The organism is Actinopolyspora xinjiangensis (genome assembly GCF_900104475.1).
GTDB classification, from domain to species: domain Bacteria; phylum Actinomycetota; class Actinomycetes; order Mycobacteriales; family Pseudonocardiaceae; genus Actinopolyspora; species Actinopolyspora xinjiangensis.
In genome coordinates this window covers 445359-467297 of the sequence record NZ_FNJR01000001.1, presented here as the reverse complement: position 1 = coordinate 467297, position 21939 = coordinate 445359, and the positions used below count along the sequence as shown (strand labels likewise).

The 21939-nt window shown below is 69.2% G+C and carries 20 protein-coding genes; 7 read left to right on the top strand and 13 right to left on the bottom strand.

Annotated elements, in window-relative coordinates; genetic code table 11:
• Positions 1-326: 326 nt before the first annotated feature.
• The 5 genes from BLQ75_RS02165 to moeA all read right to left on the bottom strand — a co-directional run bounded on the left by BLQ75_RS02165 (position 327) and on the right by moeA (position 7224).
• A complete protein-coding gene (locus BLQ75_RS02165) occupies positions 327-1259 on the bottom strand; it encodes a cation efflux transmembrane domain-containing protein (RefSeq protein WP_170837276.1) in 933 nt (310 codons plus the stop codon).
• A 282-nt stretch (positions 1260-1541) separates the two neighbouring features.
• Positions 1542-2474, bottom strand: coding sequence for a CDP-diacylglycerol--serine O-phosphatidyltransferase (gene pssA / locus BLQ75_RS02160; protein WP_092596826.1), 933 nt, complete (start codon positions 2472-2474; stop codon positions 1542-1544).
• Entirely contained in the window at positions 2471-3202 is a 732-nt protein-coding gene (locus BLQ75_RS02155; RefSeq protein WP_092596824.1) for a phosphatidylserine decarboxylase, read from the bottom strand. The genes pssA and BLQ75_RS02155 overlap by 4 nt, the downstream gene beginning before the upstream one ends.
• A 565-nt stretch (positions 3203-3767) precedes the next feature.
• Entirely contained in the window at positions 3768-5723 is a 1956-nt protein-coding gene (locus BLQ75_RS02150; protein WP_244515174.1) for a M48 family metalloprotease, read from the bottom strand.
• 247 nt (positions 5724-5970) lie between these two features.
• Positions 5971-7224: a molybdopterin molybdotransferase MoeA gene (gene moeA / locus BLQ75_RS02145; RefSeq protein ID WP_170837275.1), complete on the bottom strand. Its 1254-nt coding sequence runs from the start codon at positions 7222-7224 to the stop codon at positions 5971-5973.
• A 205-nt stretch (positions 7225-7429) separates the two neighbouring features.
• Here moeA and BLQ75_RS02140 point away from each other — a divergent pair, with 205 nt between their 5' ends.
• The 5 genes from BLQ75_RS02140 (at position 7430) to BLQ75_RS02115 (ending at position 14472) form a co-directional block, all read left to right on the top strand.
• A complete protein-coding gene (locus tag BLQ75_RS02140) occupies positions 7430-8086 on the top strand; it encodes an AIM24 family protein (protein WP_092597292.1) in 657 nt (218 codons plus the stop codon).
• Positions 8087-8338: 252 nt separating this feature from the next.
• Positions 8339-8542, top strand: a complete 204-nt coding sequence (locus BLQ75_RS02135) for a cold-shock protein (protein ID WP_092596818.1) — start codon at positions 8339-8341, stop codon at positions 8540-8542.
• Positions 8543-8919: 377 nt separating this feature from the next.
• Complete coding sequence (locus tag BLQ75_RS02125) at positions 8920-10137, top strand: serine/threonine-protein kinase (protein ID WP_092596812.1); 1218 nt, start codon at positions 8920-8922, stop codon at positions 10135-10137.
• A 327-nt stretch (positions 10138-10464) separates the two neighbouring features.
• Positions 10465-12114 (top strand): chaperonin GroEL, encoded by a 1650-nt coding sequence (gene groL, locus BLQ75_RS02120; protein ID WP_092597289.1) that lies wholly within the window; start codon positions 10465-10467, stop codon positions 12112-12114.
• Positions 12115-12423: 309 nt separating this feature from the next.
• Positions 12424-14472 (top strand): glycoside hydrolase family 84 protein, encoded by a 2049-nt coding sequence (locus tag BLQ75_RS02115; protein WP_170837274.1) that lies wholly within the window; start codon positions 12424-12426, stop codon positions 14470-14472.
• Positions 14473-14504: 32 nt separating this feature from the next.
• Here BLQ75_RS02115 and BLQ75_RS02110 read toward each other — a convergent pair whose 3' ends face one another.
• Both BLQ75_RS02110 and BLQ75_RS02105 read right to left on the bottom strand, forming a co-directional pair.
• Positions 14505-14759, bottom strand: a complete 255-nt coding sequence (locus BLQ75_RS02110; protein WP_092596809.1) for a PspC domain-containing protein — start codon at positions 14757-14759, stop codon at positions 14505-14507.
• A gap of 175 nt (positions 14760-14934) precedes the next feature.
• On the bottom strand, positions 14935-15492 hold the full coding sequence (locus tag BLQ75_RS02105; protein ID WP_092596806.1) for a suppressor of fused domain protein: 558 nt from the start codon (positions 15490-15492) through the stop codon (positions 14935-14937).
• A 210-nt stretch (positions 15493-15702) separates the two neighbouring features.
• Here BLQ75_RS02105 and BLQ75_RS02100 point away from each other — a divergent pair, with 210 nt between their 5' ends.
• On the top strand, positions 15703-16575 hold the full coding sequence (locus BLQ75_RS02100; RefSeq protein ID WP_092596804.1) for an AAA family ATPase: 873 nt from the start codon (positions 15703-15705) through the stop codon (positions 16573-16575).
• A 241-nt stretch (positions 16576-16816) separates the two neighbouring features.
• Positions 16817-17020: a cold-shock protein gene (locus BLQ75_RS02095; protein ID WP_043576066.1), complete on the top strand. Its 204-nt coding sequence runs from the start codon at positions 16817-16819 to the stop codon at positions 17018-17020.
• A 399-nt stretch (positions 17021-17419) separates the two neighbouring features.
• Here BLQ75_RS02095 and BLQ75_RS24400 read toward each other — a convergent pair whose 3' ends face one another.
• The 6 genes from BLQ75_RS24400 to BLQ75_RS02075 all read right to left on the bottom strand — a co-directional run bounded on the left by BLQ75_RS24400 (position 17420) and on the right by BLQ75_RS02075 (position 21902).
• A complete protein-coding gene (locus tag BLQ75_RS24400; RefSeq protein WP_280137805.1) occupies positions 17420-17554 on the bottom strand; it encodes a hypothetical protein in 135 nt (44 codons plus the stop codon).
• A gap of 326 nt (positions 17555-17880) precedes the next feature.
• Positions 17881-18585 carry a hypothetical protein gene (locus tag BLQ75_RS02090; RefSeq protein WP_092596802.1) on the bottom strand — a complete coding sequence of 235 codons (705 nt, stop codon included), beginning with the start codon at positions 18583-18585 and terminating at the stop codon, positions 17881-17883.
• 9 nt (positions 18586-18594) lie between these two features.
• Positions 18595-18795 (bottom strand): hypothetical protein, encoded by a 201-nt coding sequence (locus BLQ75_RS23295; RefSeq protein WP_170837273.1) that lies wholly within the window; start codon positions 18793-18795, stop codon positions 18595-18597.
• 256 nt (positions 18796-19051) lie between these two features.
• Positions 19052-19306, bottom strand: a complete 255-nt coding sequence (locus tag BLQ75_RS02085) for a hypothetical protein (RefSeq protein WP_092596799.1) — start codon at positions 19304-19306, stop codon at positions 19052-19054.
• Positions 19307-19486: 180 nt separating this feature from the next.
• Complete coding sequence (locus BLQ75_RS02080) at positions 19487-20692, bottom strand: SGNH/GDSL hydrolase family protein (RefSeq protein ID WP_092597283.1); 1206 nt, start codon at positions 20690-20692, stop codon at positions 19487-19489.
• Between the two features lie 319 nt (positions 20693-21011).
• Positions 21012-21902, bottom strand: coding sequence for a cupin domain-containing protein (locus BLQ75_RS02075; RefSeq protein ID WP_092596796.1), 891 nt, complete (start codon positions 21900-21902; stop codon positions 21012-21014).
• Positions 21903-21939 lie beyond the last annotated feature (37 nt).

Sequence of the window (21939 nt, the reverse complement as noted above, 5' to 3'; positions counted from 1 at the left end):
GATGTGGTGTCCTCGGCTCGGTTTTCGTAGCCGGTGCCGTGGCGGAACCTCTCGTGCGGCTCTCGCCGCGGGGCCGGAGACATCGGGTAGGTACTGCACAACGTCTCCGGCGTCCTCGCGAGAGCCGCACGGGAGAACCCGCGGCGGTGCGGGCTGTGGGCGTGGTCGGAGTTCGGTCTGCGAGGGTGGTGGTTCGGCGCTCGTGGGCCGAATGCTGGTGGAGTTCGTTCTCCGGGCCACTGGGACCGGCGCCGGGGCGCCGGGATGTCGGGGAAGTCGTTCTCGGGAGGAGTACGGCCGTGGTGGCGCGTTGAGAACGGTGCCGGTCAGTGCGCCCAGCGGCGTTCGGCGGTGAACGAGACCGTCATCCACTTCTCGTGCGGCATCGTGTCCAGGATGTCGGAGATCCGCTGCCGAATTCGGTCGAACTCGGTGACCTCACGCGCGGTGGAGTCCGGCCCCACGACGAAGTCGATCTCCACGTCGAGCTGGTCACCGATCTTGGCGACCCTGGTGAAGACCTCCTCGAACCGGTACTGCGCGGCGATGCCGTTCACAGCCGTCTCGATGTCGCCGCTGAGCGCCGGGTCCACCGAGATCGAGAGCACCTCGCGCAGGCTGCGGGTGAACAGCCGCACGGGCATCCGCAGGAACAGCACCGAGAACAGGATCACCATTCCCGGGTCGACGTATCCGGCAAGATCGGGCTGCCCCGCCGCCTCCAGGCCCAGCGCCAGCAGGAATCCCAGCAGTACACCGAGGCTGAGCAGGGTGTCCATCCACCACTGTGCGGCCTCCGCGCGCACCAGACCGTCCCGGCTGGAACGCAGGTATCGGGTCATCAGCCAGGCGCCGACCGTGGCCAGCAACGCGTACAGCACGGCCGGTGCCGTCTCCGGTTGCTTGCCGCCCGCGAGGATGTCGCCGATCGCCCCGATCAGCGCGTAGCCGCACAGTGTCGCGAGTGAGACCGCCTTGAGTATCACGGTCAGCGGTTCCCAGGCGTGCCTTCCGAACGGGTAGCGCTCGTCGGCACCGCGTTCGATGGTGCGCACCGCCGCGACCGAGACCAGCGACAGCAGCACGCTCACGAAGGAGTACAGCCCGTCGAACACGATCATGGGGGAGTTGATGGCCAGCCCCCACAACAGTGCCAGCACCGCGAAGGCGGCTGCCCCCACCACCGACACCAGCAGGCTGCGGGTGGCCGTCGACGAACGGGCACCACCCGCTCCCGGTGCCTCCGGCGAATCCGACATCGGGGCAAGCATGGCGCCGGGCCGATTCCCGCGCATCCGCCGGTGACCGAAACCGCGTCGCCGTGGAGAGTCCCCGTAGTTCGGAGTGGAGAGCGAGGGAGAAATCCGATCAGGTGCCGCGGTGGGCCGTTCCGCAACGGAGGAGAGGAGGCGAATGCTCTTCGGCGGCAGCGATTCTTCCGGCTCCGATTCGGATCGACGTAGAAAATAGAACAATATTCGTATTTGATCGGTAGCGTGGACACCGATCCCCTGCGGCGGAACCGGTGTCCACGCCCGGAATCACTTGGAGCGGTGGCGCAGCCCCAGCGACCGGTAGCTGCGGCGGTTCTCCCCGCTCCGTTCACCACCGCGCCGGGGCAGCCGTACGCGTCGTGCGGCCCCCGTAGCTCGGCGTCGCAGTGGTGGACGCAGCCCGAGTCGACGCTGGCTGCGCCGCATCGCCCGTCGCTCTCGGGGCGGGAACTCCCAGACCTCCGGATGATTGGCCAGCCAGTGGTGCCGGTAGGCGGCATAGGGCACGTGCACCAGGTATCCCACCAGCACCACGGTCAGGAACAGCAGCGGGTAGGTGATGATCCCCGCGGCCAGCACCGCGACCACGACCAGCAATGGGGCGATCAGCTTCGCCGGTACCCTGACCGTCTTCAGCGAGAGGGTGGGAACCCGGCTCACGGCCAGCGCGGCCACCGCGATCATCCAGACCATGACCACCGGCTGGCTCGACCACCAGCCTTCCCCGCCCACGGCCGCGGTGAGCACGATCGGCAGCAGCGCGAGCAGCCCGGCCGCCGGTGCGGGCACACCTACGAAGAACTCCTTGCTGAACGGTGGCTGGTCATCGTCGTCGAGCAGCGTGTTGAACCGTGCCAGGCGCAGGATCATGCACACCGCGAATATCAGGGCGACCACCCAGCCCACCCGGTTGCCCGCCAACTGCCACGCGTAGAGCGTCAGGGCGGGCGCGACCCCGAAGGACATGGCGTCGGACAGCGAGTCCAGCTCCGCCCCCATCCGGCTGGTGGCGTCGAGCAGGCGGGCGATCCGCCCGTCCAGGGCGTCGAGCAGCGCCGCCACCGCCACCGCCGCGACGGCACCCTTGAGCTGCTGGTTGAGCGCGAACTGCACCGCCGACAGCCCGGCGCACATGGCCAGCACGGTGATCGCGTTCGGGAGGAAGCGAACGCCGGGAGGGCTCGCGCGTGCCTCGCTCATGCCCGAACACCGCTCTGTTCCGGAGCGAGCTCGGCGAGCACGGTCTCGCCGCCTACGGCCCGTTGGCCCGGCTCGACGAACACGCGACTGTTCGGCGGCAGGTACAGGTCCACGCGGGACCCGAACCGGATGAGGCCGTAGGTGCTGCCCGCGCTGACCACGCTGCCCTCGCTCACCGAGCACACGATCCTGCGGGCGACCAGCCCGGCTATCTGCACCACCGCGAGATCGGCTCCGCCGGTGGTGCGCAGCAGCATCGCGTTGCGTTCGTTGTCCTCGCTGGCCTTGTCCAGGTCGGCGGACAGGAAAGCGCCGGGGCGGTAGGCGAGCTTGGTGACCTCGCCGTCGGCGGGCACGCGCTGGACGTGCACGTCGAAGACCGTCAGGAAGATGCTCACGCGCAGCATCCGATCCTCCGGCAGCTCCAGTTCCGCGGGCGGGGCCGCCTTCTCGACGTGCGCGATCGTGCCGTCGGCCGGGGCCACCGCGACGCCGGTCCTGTCGGGCGTGACTCTGCGGGGCTCCCGGAAGAACCAGGCGCACCAGGCGGTGAGCAGCGCGGCCGGTGCTCCGGCGGGGCGCCAGATCCGGCGGAGCAGCAGGGTGGCGATCGCGCAGGCCAGCACGAACGGTCTGCCTGCCGGGTGCATCGGCGGGACGGTGTCGCGGGCCAGTCGCGCCAGCTTGTGTAACGGGCCGGTCCTGGGTGCGGAATCCGCGTTGTTCATCGAGATGGCTCGCCCCTGCGTCGACGGTAGGGATGCGACGTCTCGGTCGCGTCGCCGTTGTCACAACAGCATCGCTGATAAGACGTGGCCCGTTGTGCACAGGGGGTGGGTTGGTCGTTGACCTGCTGTCCCGCGAAGCGCTCGTAGTCCGCCCGCCCGTCGTCCTCCGGGGCCGTGCGCGTCGGCGCGGCAGGGGTGCGGGAATTGCGGCGCGTGAGGGCTCGGACACGAGTGAGCTCCGGGGCGACATCAGCGCCCCCGATGCGCCGATGTCGTCCCGGAGTCACGACCGCTCGGGGTCTCCCCGCTGGCTCCGAACGGTCCCCCCGGTGGATCCGTGTGCCCCCCGACGGCACACGCACCCGAGCTGGTCGTCTCCCGATGGGAAATTCGTCTCCCGGTGGGCGACCGGGCCGGAAGGATCCGGCACGCCGTTGGATGTAATCCATCGACTGGTTGTGATGCTAGTGCCAGTGTAATAGAACTCACAGGGAACTGCGTAGCCGCGAAAGAAGGACTTTCGTCACAGATTCAATGACTTTGCGTGCACATTGCTGACATTTGCTCACTCGAATTGATGATTTTTTTCAGGAGTCCGCAAGCGCGCTCCCATCAGTTCTCCCAACCCCGAGTAAGGGGTACCGCGAGTCCCCGAATCGGGGAGGCTCCTGATTCGGATTCTGGTCAGCTCCTCGTCCTCGGGGACGTCCGACTCGTCCGGTTCCGTGACTCGCGGCGAAACCTCCGAAACCGAGTACTCGTCCAGGTAGAGGTCCAGCGTCAGCTCCCAGTCGGCACCCTCCTCCCGGAGGTCGGCCGCGGCCACGTCCCGACTGTCCACCCACTGCGCCCCCTCCAGCTCGCGCAGCCGGTTCACCGGGGTGGTGGCCAGCTTCTCCAGCCGCTCGTGCTCGGAGCGGCGAACCGGAGTCAGCGCGCCGGCCAGCAGTCGGTACATCCAGCGGGTCCGGTCCGGCAGCAGCAGCACTCCGCGATCGGTGACCAGTAGATCGTAGGGCTCCTCGGCGAACCGCACGGGACTGACTATTCCCGAGAGCCTCGGTTCGGGTTCCTCGGCGGCGGGCTGCGCGTGATCCAGCGGAACTCCCAGGTGCACCAGGTGCCGGTGCAGTCCCGGCACCAGCCGCGGGTCCACCACCGCCGGACGTACCAGCTGGTCCGGGTCCAACGCGCGGCCGTCAGCCAGCCGCACCGTCGAGGGACCGCCCCAGTCCAGTTCGTGTCGGGCGCGTTCGGCACGGATCAGCGCGTCCACGACCGCCGCGCCCAGCAACTCGGTCATCGTGTCGACCACCGCGTCGTCGACGAGTTCCGGCGCGAGCCCCGGGTTGAGGGCGGGATTGATCAGATCAGCCGCCTCGCCCCGGTGAATGGCGGTGAGCACCCCCACGAGCGTGGGTTCCACCGACACTCCGCTCTGCTCCACGGCCGAGCTCAGCGCTCCCGCCTTGACCGCGACGTCGTGCTCCCCGGCGAGCCTGGCCAGCTCGGGCCAGGAGGCTCGCTCTCCCAGGGCGTCCACCAGCAGCCGCTCCTCGATCGCCGGGATCTCGCGACGGGGCTCGCGGACCAGCGCCGGCGCGGGACGGTCGTCGGTCTCCTCGGGTTCGTGGGTGGCCCGCCTGAGCACGTCGAGCCGCTGCGCCACGGTCGGACGCGCCGCATCAGCCGATTCCTCGGCGGCGATGCTCTCCTTGGCCCGCTCGGCGAGGCCGCGTTTGCGTTCCTGGTGTTCCAGGAAGGCCCGGAACCCCGGCAGCACCTCAGGGGTCCGCTCCACCCTGGTGGCCATGCTCAGGTACTCGGCGCTGTAGTCCTGCCAGCCGAGTTCCAGGCCCACCTGTTTGCGCAATGCCGCCATCGTCGTGCGCTTGCCCGCCACCCGCACCGCCACGGCGTCACCCCGCATGATCCGCCCGCGCGCCAACGGTGCCGTGATCCGCCGGAAGAGGCCGGCGTAGCCACTGAACAACCACTTGGTGGGACCGCCGATCATGTCGCGCTCCGCCGCGATCACCGCCGTGCGAATCCGGTTGGCGAGCGCGTCCGCTCCGCCCCCGTCCGCACGGCCGATCTCGGCGGCGAGCAGCGCCGAGAGCTCGGTGACCGTCAGGCCGGCCAGCAGCGGCAGACCGAGTTCCAGGTGCGACTCGCGCCGGAGGAGCCCCAACAGGCGGGTCCGGTCCCGCCACCGCATGGTGGGCTCGCATGTCACGCGGAGTTCCGCCGGTCTCGCGGCCTCGGCGGTCTCGGCGACCTTCCGCAGTCTGCGCCACAGCTGTGGCTGGGACTCACCGTCGACCACCACTCCTCGTCGGGGAGAGTGACCCGCACGCAGTACTCCCCGGAGCACCATCGCCACCGAGGCCCCGACCAGCAGGGCCGCGAACCCGGCCCGCAGTCCGTCCCCGAGGTCGTGGCGAATCGTGTAGGCCGCGATGCTCACCAGGCCGAGGACCAGTACCGCCGGTACGACCAAGAATCCGATGTGCAGTGCCACCGCAAGGACGGCACGCCATGGGCCACGCACAGTGACAACTCCCGACTCACGTTGGTCCGCGAATGCCCGGTCAGGCTAGTCACCGGTTGGTCCCCGGCGGTAGGGAGCCCGACGCGGGACAAGATCGTTCCAGTTCACGGAAGGGGAGGTCCACGAGTTCGGCGGCACCGCGCCGCTACTCGACGTGCTCGGTCGCTCGGGAGGTTCCGCCACGGCACCGGCCGCGCGGTGCACGCGGGTCGGGTTCCTACTCCAGCAGCCAGACGTCGACGGTGCTGCCGCTCTCGACCTCCGTGCTCTCCTCCGGCAGTCGCAGCAGGCAGTTCGCCGCCGCCATTCCGGAGAGCAGGTGGGAGCCCGCCCCTCCCCGGGTGGTCACGGTGTCGGTCTCGGGGTCGAAGTCGCCACGGCGGTACTGCCGCTTGCCCGAGGGGGAACGCAGCGACTCGGTGAGCGTGGCCCGCCGGTGCGGGCGGTGGATCTCGCGGTGTCCCCCGGAGCGACGCAGTGCGGGCCGTACGAACACTTCGAAGGACACGATCGAGCTGACCGGGTTGCCCGGCAGGGTGATGACGGGTACACGCTGTCCGTTCGCCTCGTAGTAGCCCGAGCCCTGCGGCATCCCCGGCTGGATGGCGACCTTGTCGAAACGCACGCCCGAGCTCTCCAGCGCGTCCTTGACGACTTCGTAGGCCCCGGCGCTAACCCCACCGGAGGTGAGGATCAGGTCGCTGTCGGCCAGGTGGGGCTCCAGCGCGGCGTGCAGCTGTGAGACCTCGTCCGGGACGAAGCGCAGCAGGCGTGCCTGGCAGCCGCACTGGCGTACGGCGGCGGCGAGCATGGTGCCGTTCGACTCGTAGATCTGCCCGGGGCGCAGTTCCGCACCCGGTTCCACCAGTTCGGAGCCGGTGGACAGCACCAACACCCGCGGCGGGCGGGACACCGGCAGCTCGGCGTGCCCCAGGGCGGCGGCCAGCCCCAGCTGGGCTGCCCCCAGGGTTCGCCCCTTCTCGAGCACGACCTGTCCGGTCGTCACGTCCTCACCCGCGCGGCGGATGTTGCTCCCGTCCGGCAGGGCGCGGTGCACGGCGACCCGTTCGGTGCCGCCGTCGGTGAGTTCCACCGGCACCGCCGCCTCGGCGCCGGGGGGAAGTTGCGCGCCGGTCATGATCCGGTGCGCCGTTCCCTCCTCCAACGCCGGGACATCCACCCGACCGGCGGGGACGTCGGCGGTGACCGGCAGCGTCACCGGGGTCGCCGCGTCGGCCCCGGTGACGTCCGCGACGCGGACGGCGTAGCCGTCCACCGCCGAGTTGTCGAACGGTGGCAGTGGGATCGGCGCCGTCACGTCCTCGGCCAGCGCCAGCCCCAGGCAGTCCTCCAGTGCGACGCGCTGCCCCGGTGTGGGGGCGAGCAGGTTCGAGATCCGCTCCCGGTACTCGTCCACCGGTACCAGGGTCGATGTGTCAGTCGTGTGGCCCACACCCCGATCATCGGTCATTTTCCGCGCGATGTCGTCCCCGGATTCCGCGCGATGTCGCCCCCGGACGCCGCCTCGCCGTTCCGAGGTGGTCGGCGTACCGGGCTCCGACAGGCGAGCGGTCGTGGCGCACCCCGCTCGGGAGTCGCGCGGTGCATGGCAGACTTCAACGGGTCGGTTGAGCGTGTTCGCGGTGGACCGCCGTGCCGCGTCTGGAGGGGTGATCGTGCAGGTCCGTTCTCGTCATCCCTCGTCCTTCGGCGTCGCCCGCCTCGTGCTCACCGCGGGCGAGGTCGCGCGCACCGGCTGTGAGGCGATGGCCACCAGCTACGGGGTGACGAGCAGTGGCTCCCCCCGGCACGGCGGGATGCGGGCGCTGCTCGGGGACTCGTTTCCCGAGTCCACCTACACGGCGGGGCCGCAGGGGGGTTGGGTGGACGTGGCCCCCGGTCTTCCCGGTGACGTGCACACCATCGAGCTGGACGGCGGGACGGGCTGGTGCGTAGCGCGGGACTCCTGGCTGGCCGCGGCGGGAACCGTGCGGCTGGACACCCGTTGGCAGGGGTTCCAGCCCATGTTCGGCGGCCAGGCCGGTTTCCTCGCGCATGTCACCGGGCAGGGGCAGCTGGTGCTGGCCTGCTGCGGGGCGCTGGACGTGCACGAGCTGCGGTCCGGTGAGTTCGTCACGATCGACGCCGGTCATTTGGTTGCCTATGTGGACACCGCGCGGTCCAGGTTGCGGCAGTCCGAACAGGGGCGGTCACAGTCCCTGCGGACAGGAGCGGGACTGGTTCTCGATTTCGCGGGGCCCGGCCGGGTGGTGACCCAGACCCGGAATCCGCGCAGGTTGTCCTCCTGGCTGCACGCGGCGGGCGGGCACTGATCCCGCGATGTTCGTCGGGGTGTGGTCCGAACGGTGGCACCGGTGTGACGGGCGTGCGGGCGAATCCACCGAAAACCGGGGTGCGATCTCGCGGTATTCCGCCGCGGCCGGTGCCGGTGACGCACCGGGTACGGAACCGGATCGCGGGAATCCGTCCGATCGCGACGGAGACCGACGTCTCAGCGTGCGGTAACGTGGCGATCGCTACAACGGCGTCTCGGGGCGTCGCGCATCACATTCGAGGAGGACACCGTGGCGGTCGGCACGGTCAAGTGGTTCAACTCCGAAAAAGGCTACGGATTCATCGCCACCGACAACGGTTCGGATGTATTCGTGCACTACACGGCGATCGAGATGGACGGATTCCGCACCCTGGACGAGGGTGATCGGGTCGAGTACGAGGTGAAACCGGGACGGGACGGGCGCAGTCAGGCCGATGGCGTCCGCAAGCTCTGAGGGAACTCCTTCCGTTCCGTCGCCGTAGCGGGTCGCGTGGCGGAGCCTCTCGCGCGTCTCGTGAGCGGGTGCCGGAGACATCGGGTAGATAACGCACGACGTCTCCGGCCGTCCCGTGAGAGCGCACGCGGCGGAACCCGTTGCGGCTTCGGTTCCGTGAGTGGTCGTCCCGGTGCTCGCGCGCCCGGAGGGGACCCCGCGGGGTAGCGGCACCTCGCTGCGTCGGGCCGGTTCCGTGGCGACGAGTGGCCCGGCCTCGCGGTTCGTCCGACTCACGCACGGTGGTGCGCGTCGCTTCATCGGGAACTGCTCCACCCGGATGGCGTGGGGTCCGCACCGGCGGACGCCGGTGGTGCCGAAACGTTAGGCTGATCGGCGTGTCGGAAGACCTCACCGGACGTCGTCTCGGCCACTACAAGATCGACGGGGTGCTCGGTCGCGGTGGCATGAGTGTCATGTACCGCGCCACCGATGTCCGTCTGGGGCGCAAGGTCGCCCTGAAGGTGATGGGTGAGCACATCACCGGGGACGGTGAGTTCCGCGAACGCTTCGTGGACGAGGCGCGCAACACCTCGGCCATCGACCACGCCAACATCGTTCCGCTCTACGACTTCGGTGAAGTCGACGGGATGCTCTACATCGCGATGCGGCTGGTGGACGGTTCGGACCTGGCCAGCCTCATCTCGAAGGGGCCGATCGCCCCGAACCGCGCGGTGGAGCTGCTGGGGCAGGTGGCCGAGGCACTCGACACCCTGCACGAGCAGGGGCTCGTGCACCTGGATCTCAAGCCCGCAAACGTGCTGGTCACCTCCAGGGAAGCCTCGCACGAGCACGTCTATCTGGCCGACTTCGGGCTCACCCGTCGCGGTGCCACGGGGCATCGCACCAGCACGGGTGACTTCCTCGGCTCGCCCACCTACGCGGCCCCGGAACACCTGCGCGGTGAGTCCGTCGACGGCAGGACGGACCTCTACGCGCTGGCCTGCATGCTTTTCGCCTGCCTGACCGGTGGTGCTCCCTACAAGGGCGAGGTGCAGGAGGTCATCCAGGGGCATCTGAAGCTGGAGCAGCCCAGGGTCACTTCCCGGGTCGCCCTGCCGCCCGCCGTGGACGAGGTGCTGCGCCGTGGCATGGGCAAGACCCCCGACCAGCGCTACGGAAGCTGCCGGGAGCTCATCACCGCCACGAAGAACGCGTTGAGCCCGTTGGGCGCCAGGGGGGACCAACCGCCGCCTCCCGCTCCTCCGGAACCGGCGTCCTCCGGGCCGCAACCGGTGCCCTCGGGGCCGGTCCCGGCGCAACCCCAGCCGGGCGTTCCGCCCGGCACACCTCCGGGCGGGATGCCACCGCCCGGTGTTCCTCCGGCCGGTGGGCCCGGTGCGCCACCTCCCGGAAACGCTCCCCAACAGCCGATGCCGCCGGGGGCTCCTCCCGGTGGTCCGCCCGGTGAGCCGGTTCGGCTGCGGCCGCCGATGCCCGCGCAGTCCACATCCTTCGCGAAGCGTTCGGACAGCACGGCGCGCTGGCTGGTTCCGGTGCTGGCCATCTCCGCGTTCACCGTGATCGTGGTGATTCTCATCATCGCGTTCGGCTAGGGTGCCGCCGGTGTCCGCCCGCCCGGCGGCGTGTGGTTCGGCGGAGGCCGCGTCCTCCTCGCGGCTCGGCCGGGCCCGGTCCGGTGGGGGCGGACGGAGTGTCCCCGAAAGCGTTCCGCCCGTCGGCTTGCACTCGCGGCCGGTGAGTGCTAAACACGATACTGGCACTCAGTAGGGATGAGTGCCAGGTCGGGACGGTGAGGCCGTAGCCGCACATCCTCGCGGTGACCGGTCGTCCGTCGCGGGCACCGAGCCTGGCCGAGCACGAGTCCTGCCGTGGAATCCGCCGATCCCACGGCGTCCAAAAAGCTGGAGGACCACACCGCAATGGCCAAGATGATCGCGTTCGACGAGGACGCCCGCCGCGGTCTTGAGCGCGGCATGAACTCCCTCGCCGACGCCGTCAAGGTGACGCTCGGCCCCAAGGGCCGCAACGTCGTGCTCGAGAAGAAGTGGGGCGCGCCGACCATCACCAACGACGGCGTCTCCATCGCCAAGGAGATCGAGCTCGAGGACCCGTGGGAGAAGATCGGGGCCGAGCTGGTCAAGGAGGTCGCCAAGAAGACCGACGACGTCGCCGGTGACGGCACCACCACCGCCACCGTCCTGGCGCAGGCGCTGGTGCGCGAGGGCCTGCGCAACGTCGCGGCAGGCGCCAGCCCGACCGCCCTCAAGCGGGGCATCGAGAAGGCCACCGAGGCCGTCGCCGAGCAGCTGCTCAAGAACGCCACGGAGATCGAGACCAAGGAGCAGATCGCCGCGACCGCCGCGATCTCGGCCGGTGACTCCCAGATCGGCGAGCTCATCGCCGAGGCGATGGACAAGGTCGGCAAGGAAGGCGTCATCACCGTCGAGGAGAGCAACACCTTCGGGCTCGAGCTGGAGCTCACCGAGGGCATGCGCTTCGACAAGGGCTACGTGTCGCCGTACTTCGTAACCGACCAGGAGCGGATGGAGGCGTCGCTGGACGACCCGTACATCCTGCTGCTGAGCTCGAAGATCTCCAACATCAAGGACCTCCTCCCGCTGCTGGAGAAGGTCATGCAGGCCAACAAGCCCCTGCTGATCATCGCCGAGGACATCGAGGGCGAGGCGCTGCCGACCCTGATCGTCAACAACATGCGCGGCACCTTCAAGTCCGTGGCCGTGAAGGCACCGGGCTTCGGCGACCGCCGCAAGGCGATGCTGCAGGACATGGCCATCCTGACCGGCGGCCAGGTCATCAGCGAGGAGGTCGGCCTCAAGCTGGACAGCGCCGACCTGTCCATGCTGGGCCGCGCCCGCAAGGTCGTGGTCACCAAGGACGAGACCACCATCATCGACGGTGTCGGTGACGACGAGCAGATCTCCGGCAGGGTCAACGAGATCCGTGCCGAGATCGAGCGCTCGGACTCCGACTACGACCGTGAGAAGCTGCAGGAGCGGCTGGCCAAGCTGGCCGGCGGTGTCGCCGTCATCAAGGCCGGCGCGGCCACCGAGGTCGAGCTCAAGGAGCGCAAGCACCGCATCGAGGACGCGGTGCGCAACGCCAAGGCCGCCGTGGAGGAGGGCGTTCTCGCCGGCGGTGGTGTGGCGCTGCTGCAGGCCGCCGTTTCCGCCTTCGACAACCTCAACCTCGAGGGCGACGAGGCCACCGGCGCCAACAGCGTCCGTACCGCTGTCGAGGGCCCGCTCAAGCAGATCGCGGTCAACTCCGGTCTCGAGGGCGGCGTCGTGGTCGAGAAGGTCAAGGGCCTGCCTGCCGGCCAGGGCCTCAACGCCGCCAGCGGCGAGTACGAGGACCTGATCAAGGCGGGCGTCATCGACCCGGCCAAGGTGACGCGTTCCGCCGTGCAGAACGCCTCCTCGATCGCCGGTCTGTTCCTGACGACCGAGGCCGTCGTCGCCGACAAGCCCGAGAAGGGCGGCGGCGAGGCCGGTGGCGGTGACCCCACCGGCGGCATGGGCGGAATGGGTGGCATGGGCGGCATGATGTGACGTCCGCTTAGGACGTTTCCGCTGCCACCGCCGTCGTCGACGGCGGTAGCCCATCCGGCACCAGCCGAGCGCGTGCCTCGCGGAGGGCCGTTCCCGGACGGGAACGGCCCTCCGTTGCGTTCGGCGGCCCCGTCAGCCCGGAACCGGAGCTGGATCACCCTTTCAGGGAGTGTGGTCCTGCCGCACGTCCCCTGAAACGGGTCACCGATTAGAGACTTCTGGCGGCATCATGATTCACTCTGTGCTGTCGCTCGAGGAGTCTCCGGCGAGCGCCGCGTACTGTCCCGTCACCGAGTCCGAGGAGGCGCCGTGAGCCGCTTCCGGCGAACTTCCCGCCGTTCGGCGGTGCTGGCGTCGTTGTCCTGCGTACTGGCTCTGCTGGTGGCGGGGTGCACGGGCGGGTCTCCGGCCCCCGAGAGCACCGGGCGGCAGGAGTCGAGCGAGCACACGCCGTCGCCCGAAAGCGAGGGACTTCCCGACGTGGTCCCGAGACCGAGCCAGCTGGTCGACACGGGCGGGGACGTGCGCGTGTCGGGCAAGGTCTCGCTGGTGGTCGATCCGGCCGTGGTTCCGGCGACCCGCGACCTCGCGGTGCGGGTACTGCGCGCCGCCGGTGCCGAGGAGGTCGTCGTACGTGATCCCGGACGTCGGGTGGAGGACTCGACCCTTCGGGTGAGACTGGGCAGCCGGTGGGCACCGGCCATGATGAAGGCCTACCAGAACACCGAGCTGGAGTTCCCGAGCGAGGACGAGGAGGCGTTGGCACCGGAGAGCTACGCGCTCTCGATCCGGCGGGGACAGAACCCGGAGATCGTGCTCGGCGGTGTGGACCCGGCGGGCACCTACTACGCGGTGCAGACGCTGCGCCAGCTCGCCACACCGGGCCGGGTGGCGGGGGTCGCCGTCCTCGACGAGCCCGAGATGTCCACGCGCGGCGTGATCGAGGGCTTCTACGGCAGCCCGTGGACCCATGCCGAGCGGATGGACCAGATCGCGTTCTACGGCGCCGTCAAGCTCAACAGCTACGTCTACGCGCCGAAGAACGACCCCTACCACCGGGACCGCTGGCGCGACCCCTATCCCGCCGAACGGTTGCGGCGGTTGCGTGATCTGCAGGAGGAGGCCGCCGAGAACCACGTCAAGCTCACCTTCGCGCTCTCGCCGGGCAAGTCGATCTGCTTCAGCGATCCGGCGGACTGGAACGCGCTCACCGACAAGCTCGATTCGCTGTACGACATCGGTGTCCGCAGCTTCTCGATACCGTTCGACGACATCGATTACACCGAGTGGAACTGCTCCTCCGACCGCGCCGAGTACGGTGCGCCCTCGGCGGCCGCGGCGGGCGAGGCGCAGGCGCGGCTGCTCAACCGGTTGCGGCGCGAATTCTTGGCCCGGCACCACGGGACGATGCCGCTGCAGACGGTGCCGACCGAGTACTCCGACACCGAGGACTCGCCGTACAAGTCCGCGCTGCGCGAGCGGTTGGACCCCGAGATCGAACTGATGTGGACCGGGCCAGGAGTGATCCCGGAGAGCATCACCGTCGACGACGCCGCCTCGGCCGAGCGGGTGTGGGGCAGAAAGACGATTCTCTGGGACAACTATCCGGTCAACGACTACGACGCCACCGAGGGGCGGTTGATGCTCGGCCCGTACGCCGAACGCCAACCGGGTCTGGGCGAGGTGCTGGAAGGGCTGGTGATCAACCCGATGAACCAGGCCGCGGCCAGCAAGGTGGTCGAGATCTCCGCCGCCGACTTCGCGTGGAACAGTTCGGAGTTCGACGAGCAGCGCGCCTGGCGTGCGGCCGCCGAGTACCTGGCGGGAGACCGCTTCCGCGGCGACGAGCAGCGACTCACGCCGGACAGCGAGACGGTGGACGCGTTGATGGTCTTTTTCGACCTCAACCACGCCGCCGTGCTGCCGGACGGGGAGCCCTGGCTGCGGCCCGCCCCGGAACTGCGGCGCAGGCTGGACGAGTTCCGGAAGGCATGGAGCGGGGACGCCGCGAACCGGAAGCGCGCGGTGGCCGAGCTGCGCGGCTACGCCCAGTCGATCGCCGACGCCCCGGAGCGGATTCGGAAGGGCACTCCGGAGGACTTCGTCGCCGACGTGCGCCCCTGGCTGCGGGCCACCGACCTGTGGGGCGATGCCCTGCTGGCGACCCTGGACGGGTTGTCGGCCCGGGCTTCGGGCGATTCGGAGGCGGCCTCCGAGAACTTCCGGCGCGCGGGTGAGCTCGCCGACCGGGCCGGTTCGGTGCGCACCGAACCGGGAGAGACCCGGCCGCAGGGTCCGGTACGACTCGCGGACGGCGTGCTCGACGCCTTCATCCGGCAGGCTCCCGACATGCGCTGACCGGTCGTGTGTTCGTGGGCGGCTCCGCCCGCTCACTCCTCCGGAACGATCAGCCAGCAGGCCAGGTAGATCAGGAAGCCGGTGCCGAAGCCCACCAGTGTGGCCGCGACCAGCACGATGCGGACGATCGTGGCGTCGATCCCGAACAGTTCGGCGGCGCCGCCGCAGACCCCGGCGATCATCCGCTCGTTCCGGCTGCGCCGGAAGCGGTGCTCGGGGGGCCGATCGTTCCTGTCCCGCGTTCCCGTTCCGTCAGGCGGTTGTCCGAGTGGTTGCTGGTTCGTCATGCCCCCAGTGAACTCGTTCCGGCGCTCTACCGCCTCCGGGAAGTGCCCTGAGGTGTCCCTTAGTCCCGCCGCCCCGCCCCCGAGACGGGTCTCCCCGGGGCGTGTCGCCGATCATCGCCACCGGCGATTCAGCGGGCGTGGTTCGGGTGCGCCCTCGAGCTCCGTCCGGTGGACCTCAGGCCACCGGGGAGCGGAACACGTCCAGCAGGTCGGTGTCGCGCTCCTGCCAACGATCGTAGAGCACGTCGCTGCCGTAACGCGCCACCAGCTGCCCCTCGCCACGGGAGATGGGCAGCAGCGTGATCAGACGCAGCACCGCCTCCCCCGAGCCGTCGCGGACCACGTCGAACTCCTCCCCGAGATAGGGGTGCGGAGCGGCCAACGCTCCGCTGATCGCGGTGTCGGGCAGCAGCGCGCGATCGTTCATGATCAGCGCACCGGGGCCCACCCGGCTGTTCGACTCGTCCAGCAGTTCCGCCACCACACCGGTGAGGTGCCGGGCGTGGAGCTCTTGGCCACTGTGGAGGGTGCAGACCAGTTCGTGCGGCAGCGGAGCCCCCGCCGTGCGCGAGCGCAGTCCGCTGGTCAGCACCGACACGTGCTCACCGTGCGGCGGATCGCAGTACACCAGGTGGTAGCTCCGTTCCCGTGAGCCGGCTTCGATGCTGTCCGCCCCGCGGATTCTGCCGAGGTAGTGTTCGACATGCGCGGGGAATTCGCTGAACCGGCTCAAGTTCCACCTCGACTGTAGGTCGTTCCACCACCTTCGAGTATGCCCGCGACCCTCCCGCGGCGGTGGGCGGTTCCACGACTCGGCTCCGGATCGGGTGGACCCCTGCCGGAGTATCGCGTTCACGCGGCCGGTGTTTCAGCGCCGGGTCGGATTCTCGGGGTCGGTACTCACCGGAATCGGTCGGACACCGAGAGTCCTAGAATCGACGGGATGGACTCTCCGGCGGAAGTTTCGGCGGCCCTGCGCGAGACCGGTTATCTGCCCGACGAGGGCATCGCCACCGCGTCCTTTCTGGCGGGCAGAATGCACCGACCGCTGCTGTGCGAGGGTGAACCCGGTACCGGCAAGACGGCGCTGGCGCACGCGCTGTCGCGGGCTCACGGGATCGAGCTGATCCGGTTGCAGTGCCACGAGGGGATCGACGCGTCCCAGGCGCTGTACGAGTGGGACTTTCCCAGGCAGTTGCTGCACCTGCGCACGTTGGAGGCGGCCTCCGGGGGCGGTCTGGACGCCGAGGCCGCCGAGGCGTCGCTGTACACCTCGCGATTCCTGCTGGCGCGTCCGCTGTTGCGGGCGTTGCGGGAGACGCCGTGCGTGCTGCTTGTGGACGAGATAGACCGCGCCGACGACGAGTTCGAGGCGTTCCTGCTGGAGATCCTCTCCGACTACACCGTCACCATCCCCGAGTTCGGCGTGGTGGAGGCGGTCGAGCCGCCGCTGGTGGTGCTGACGTCCAACCGCACCCGGGAGGTGCACGACGCGCTGAAGCGGCGCTGCCTCTACCACTGGCTGGAGCACCCCGATCCGGAACGTGAGGTGAGCATCCTGCGCAGCAGGGTTCCGGAGCTGGATCGGCGGTTGGCCGAGCAGGTGGCGGGCGCGGTGCGCAGGATGCGTTCGCTGGAGCTGCTCAAGCCGCCGGGGGTGGCCGAGTCGATCGACTGGGCGAGCGCGCTGCTCGCGCTCGGCCACACGGAGCTGGACACCGAGACGGCCGCCCGGACGCTGGGCGCGGTGCTGAAGTACCGCGAGGACGTCCAGCGCGTGCACACGGCGGGCGGGCCGTGGCAGTCCGGTTCCTGACCCGTTGCGCGGCGGTTTCGCGGAAAATCGACCCGGGGGTGGTCAATCGTGGCGAGGGTGTGTATAGTGGGTCTTGGTCGTTGAGTTTCTGGGTTCGTGTTTGTGCACGCTCGCAGGATGTTGATGCGGGCGAGCTGCTGTCTTTGGTTGTAGCTGGAGTAGTTGCCGTCTGAGATCGCCGACCCGGGAGTCCACGAGGTGTGGTCTCTCGTCATACGTCAACTCTCGCTAGGAGACAGACATGACACAGGGAACCGTGAAGTGGTTCAACGCTGAAAAGGGCTTCGGCTTCATCGCCCCGGACGAGGGTGGCCCGGACGTGTTCGTGCACTACTCGGCCATCGACGCCCCGGGCTTCCGCAGCCTGGACGAGGACCAGCAGGTGTCTTTCGAGTCCAGCCAGGGCAGCAAGGGGCCGCAGGCGGACGTCGTCCGCGCGCTCTGAGTTCGCTCGTAGGGCTTTCCCGATGGCTCCCCGTCCGTCAGGGCGGGGAGCCACCGGCTTTTCGGGGCGGGGCCACCCCGCCCGACCTCATCTCGCGGATCGCCCGGCCGTTCGATAATTCGGCGGTGCGATCCGAAGGAGCAGTATCAACACTTCCACGCCTTCGCGTCCCGTTCGGCCGCAGCGCCAAGTCAAATCGGGCCACCGCCCGCTGCCGCCGTCCCGTGGACGCGCCCCAGTTCCGAGCACGGTCAGCCCGGTCCAGTTCCTGGAACCCGCGCACGCGCGGGAGCTGCCCGAACAACCCTCACCGGCGGCCGACCACAGCGATGCCGCGATGCGGGGACTGCGCACTCCGTTCGACACCGATCCTTTCCTGGAACCCTGAGCGGGACTTGTTCACCTCCGCTCGTCCGGGGCGGGCATCGACACCATCGTCGAGAACGAGAGAGTGCTGCCACCGGCCTCGGCATCGACGCTCGATGGTGACCCCACTTTCCGGGACATCCGGAGCGCCGCCGCTGAGGTGGTCATTTTCTCGTCCTCGTGGTTGAAGCTCCCGGTCGTCACGCTCTCCCGTGTCGGCCGTGCGGAAACCTCGCCGCTTTCGAGTGGACCAGTCCGTCCTGTTCGGACGCTCTTCGTGGCCCGCGGGTTTCGTTCGGCGCTGTCGTTCGTGGTCAGTGGTGGTTCGGCCGTGATCCAGCGGTGAGCGTGGTTTCCCCGTGACGGTGCCGTCGGAGGCTCCCCGGGGGCACCGGGCAACCGTATCCGGAGCCGTCCTCGGGACGTGCTCGGTGCGGTGTCGGTCTCTCGCGGGATCGCCGCCGTCCCGCTCCACACCGCCGCGCGACGGAGCCTCACCGACGGTCGACTCGGTCGCGCAGGTCGAAAAGCCTGCGGCAGAACGGGTCGGGGCTCGTCTCGTGGCACTCCCAGGCGGCGGGGACGTCCGCATCGAGGCGGTTCATGAGCTCGGGGACGAACTCGGTGCCGCGCTCGGCATCGAGGTCGACGCCGAGTGTTCCGGCATCGGCGGGGGAACCGAAGTAGAGCCTCACCCACTGCTTCTCCGCGTCGAGCAGCCACGCGAATCCCACCAGGCGAGTCGTTCCGGCGAGTGGCAGCGGAGCCGTCCCCCGGAACGCGGCGGTGAGCAGGGTGGCGCGCAACGAGTCCTGGAACAGCTCCAACGGGGGATCGTCGACGAAATCGCCGCTGTCCCGCACGGGACATCCGTGCAGCTGCCCCACCACGTCGAGTTCCTCGAACCGGCCGCGATCGTGCCTGCGCAGCGATTCCGAACGGCGCAGCACCAGCAGCACGTCGTCGTAGGTGCGCGGACTGCCGTCGGATTTCAGCAGTGGTGTCCGCAGCGCGTACCGCTCGCCCGGTTGGTTCCGCGGCGCCAGCCCCAACCAGAGCACGTCCGGCTCGGGACGCACGACCGCATGGAGGGTCGCCGTGGTTCCCTGCGATACCCCCGTGGCCAGCGTGACGAGGTCGCGAACCAGCGCCGCGCAGGCCCGCTCGAGGTCTGGTCCGAAGGGTGTCTTTCCCGGCAACCGGATACCTCAGCGGGTCTTCTGCACGCTCAGCCAGAGGGTCAGGAAACAGAAGCCGAAGACCAGAAACGGGCCTATGACGCTCGCGTAATTCCGCGATGTCGTGAGATGCAGAATTATCATGGCCACGGCCGCGGCGAAGAAAAGAAAAGCGGCCAAGCTGGACCAGACTCTGGTCGCCTTTTCGGAATTTCCCGTCGGGTCGGACACGGTGTGCCAGTGTAACAGGGAGACATTCGGTGAACACCCGCGTCGTGCCGGGGCAACCGGTCTCCGGTCGGCTCCTCACGGGACAGGTGGTGAGGGAGCGGTCCACCACATCCGGGTGACTTCCCGTTCGCGCTCCGCCGGTTCCCCGCCGTGCTCCGACCGCTCGCGAAGAATTCCCGGTGGATCGGGGAGCGGTGGCGCCGAGCGGAACTCTTCCCGGCGCCACCGCTCATCGGTCGTGTTCTCGCGCTCCGGATTATTCCGCTTTGCTCTCCTCCGGATCGAGCACGGTTTTCCAGGCGGTTTCCTGCGGTTCGGTCATTCCGCCGATCACGAATTCGCCGTCCTCGTTGAAGATCGGTCCGCCCGCCTGGGCGGTGGCCGCCGCTTGCGCGAGGGTGGCGTGCACCTGGGCGTAGGCGACGTAGGTGCGTTCCCTGTCCTGGTCCCCCTGCTCCGGTGCCTCGTCCAGCAGGCGTTGCGCGGTCTTGAAGTGTTCGGGCCCGGTCATACCGGCCAGCCTGCCAGACCGGGATTTCCCGTCCCACGGCCGTGTGCTCGGCCTCTCGGAAAGCTTCTCCGGCAGGGGTGTTCGGGGCTTGCCGACCAGGCTTCTGTCCGGGAGCTTTCGGCGCGGTGAGCTCCGGTCCCCGAAATCGAGGTCCCGGCCACCCGAACCGAAGACTTTCGGTCAGTACAGCTCGCTCAGCTCGACCACCCGCGCCATGGCGGCCAGCCCGGCGTCGTTGGGGTGCACGTGATCGCCGGTGTCGTAGCGCGGTGCCAGCCGTTCCGGGTGGTTCGGATCGCGCACCACGGCGTCGAAGTCCACCACGGCGTCGAACACGTCGGACTCGCGGATCCACTCGTTGACCGCCCGCCGGTCGGCCTCGCCCGCCGCGTTGTAACGCGGGGCCCCCTCGAACGGGGTGAGCGTCGCCCCCACGACGCGGATGCCCGCCTCGTGGGCCCGCGCGACCAGCTGTTCGTACACCCCGACGAGCTCGCGCGGCTCGACTTCACCCGCGCTGTGGTGGATGTCGTTGATGCCCTCCAGCAGCACCACGGTTCGCACACCGGTCTGGGAGAGGATGTCGCGTTCGAACCGCGCGATGGCGGGTTCACCGCCGAGACCCGCGTCGGTCAGCAGGCGGTTCGCGCTCAGGCCCGCGTTGAGCACCCCGAGCTCGCGCGGTTCCGGTCGCTTCAGCAGCCGGTCGGCGACCACGTCCGGGTAGCGCCGGTTCTCGTCCAGAGTGGACTTGACACCGTCGGTGATCGAGTCGCCGAAGAAGACCACCGAACCGGCCGTCTTGGCTCGGACGTCTACGCCGTCCAGGAAGTACCGTGCCGTGCCGATGGATTCGTAGTTCCGTCCAGGGGAGGCGGTGGCGTCGCCGGGAGCGACGAAGGTCGTCGACCTGCCCTCGTAGTGCACCGAGGGCTGTCCGGTGGGGTCGGGCAGGTAAACGCTGACGACCAGATCGCTGTTGTCCGCGACGTCGAGCTCCACCGGGTCGGAGACCCACTCCGCGCCCGTCGGGACGGTGGCGGTGGGACGGCCGTCGAACGTCACCGGTACGGCGGCGCGCGGCTCGATCTCCGGTGTGCCCCGATCGCCTCGACGTGGGGCCACCGTCACCGCCCCCACCCGCAGCGGCTTCGTACCGTGGACGTTCGTCAGGCGCAGCCGGAACCGGTCCCCGCCCACCGAGAGGTGCACGACCTGGCGCAGCGTCTGGTCGTGGAAGCGCCGCACCTCCGGACGGTGGTCCGGCGGAGTCACGGCCGCTGCCCAGGAGCCCACCCACTCCGTTCCGCCGCTGTGGGAGGGGGGTCGTTGGTCGGCTGCCGAGGACGGTGTGACCAGCAGCAGCGTGGTGGCGGCGAGGGTCAGGAAGTACCAGAGCCCCCTGCGGGGAGCCGTGCTCGCGGAGTCGGGTGCGGACAAGACGAACCGCCCTCGGGTAGTGGTCGTCGCGGGAGCACCCCGCGATTGAATCGTTTCAAAATAAACCTATTACCGAGTCGACAACTGGGCAATGCTCCGGGTGGCGGTACCGGTTCACACTCTCGTGGTCCGAAGAGCTCGGGCTCCGGGTGCCGGTGTGGAAGGCCGTCCGGTGCGGACGGCCGGTCGTGGCCCGCGGCGTCCGGTCCCTCGCGGGCCCGAGGGGACGGGTCCGCGAGGTGCGGAACCGGAGTCGTGGTGCTCGTCATCCGGCGGAAGCGACGTGCGTCATGGCCGCGCGCAGCGCCGGCCAGGAGAGGTCGGAGTAGGTCGTGAACTCCTTGAGCTCGTGTGTCTTCTCGTCGATGTACGAGAAGGAGTCGCGCGAGAGGACGGCAGGCACGGGTTCCTCCCCCGTGGTCTCCGTCTCGTTGAGGTAGACGTGGAAGCTGGCGCCGAAGTCTCCGGTGTCGTTGAGCAGGGCAGTGGGCTGTTCTCCGCCGTCCAGGGGGCAGAACACCTTGTGCACCGCGTACTGCTTCTTGGACAGCCAGGCGCACTGTCCCGGGGTGAGCGTGACCAGTCCGCGTTTGGTGGCGTTCCAGTCCAGTTTCTCGTAGCACATGACGTCCAGCTGACCGGCCAGGCAGTGGATGATTCCCGTGGTGTCCCCGTGCGAGTGCATCGGCGAGTAGTGCTGCGCGGGCCAGATCTCCAGCACGGCCGGTGAACCGAAGTTGGCCTGCTTCGTCTCGTCGAAACCGTAGGGCTCGGCCCAGTCGTCGTAGAGTCCCTTCCCCGTGCAGGCCACACGGATGTAGGGCGGGTGGGTGTTGTCTTCCTTCGCTTTTCTGACGAGTATGCTGCGCAGCAGCGGAGCCGAAGCACCCCAGTCAGGGGCGAGCAGGGAGCGAATGGCCTGTACCTCCCACGAGGCCAGTCGCAGGTTCGCGGCTTTGCGCGCCAGGTCCATGACCGTCGGCGGGATCATCAGCTGCCGCACGTACTCGTCGAACGAAGCGGCCTGGTCGACCACCAGCGAGGGCTGGAGCCTCTCGGCGCGCATGCGCAGTTCTCGCTCCTCGTTCCTGTCGATGTAGAACGGCGGTTTCTTCGTCGACGGAGTGGTCTGCTGCGGCACGGTTTGAGTCGTCATGGCCGTGATCCTCCCGGCGGGATCGCCTCGAGCACCG

Excerpts from the sequence above, each read along its gene's own strand:
- BLQ75_RS02165 (WP_170837276.1), bottom strand. The coding sequence starts at position 1,259 with ATGTCGGATTCGCCGGAGGCACCGGGAGCGGGTGGTGCCCGTTCGTCG.
- pssA (WP_092596826.1), bottom strand. The coding sequence starts at position 2,474 with ATGAGCGAGGCACGCGCGAGCCCTCCCGGCGTTCGCTTCCTCCCGAAC.
- BLQ75_RS02155 (WP_092596824.1), bottom strand. The coding sequence starts at position 3,202 with ATGAACAACGCGGATTCCGCACCCAGGACCGGCCCGTTACACAAGCTG.
- moeA (WP_170837275.1), bottom strand. The coding sequence starts at position 7,224 with ATGACCGATGATCGGGGTGTGGGCCACACGACTGACACATCGACCCTG.
- groL (WP_092597289.1), top strand. The coding sequence starts at position 10,465 with ATGGCCAAGATGATCGCGTTCGACGAGGACGCCCGCCGCGGTCTTGAG.
- BLQ75_RS02110 (WP_092596809.1), bottom strand. The coding sequence starts at position 14,759 with ATGACGAACCAGCAACCACTCGGACAACCGCCTGACGGAACGGGAACG.
- BLQ75_RS02100 (WP_092596804.1), top strand. The coding sequence starts at position 15,703 with ATGGACTCTCCGGCGGAAGTTTCGGCGGCCCTGCGCGAGACCGGTTAT.
- BLQ75_RS02095 (WP_043576066.1), top strand. The coding sequence starts at position 16,817 with ATGACACAGGGAACCGTGAAGTGGTTCAACGCTGAAAAGGGCTTCGGC.
- BLQ75_RS24400 (WP_280137805.1), bottom strand. The coding sequence starts at position 17,554 with ATGACCACCTCAGCGGCGGCGCTCCGGATGTCCCGGAAAGTGGGGTCA.
- BLQ75_RS02085 (WP_092596799.1), bottom strand. The coding sequence starts at position 19,306 with ATGACCGGGCCCGAACACTTCAAGACCGCGCAACGCCTGCTGGACGAG.
- BLQ75_RS02075 (WP_092596796.1), bottom strand. The coding sequence starts at position 21,902 with ATGACGACTCAAACCGTGCCGCAGCAGACCACTCCGTCGACGAAGAAA.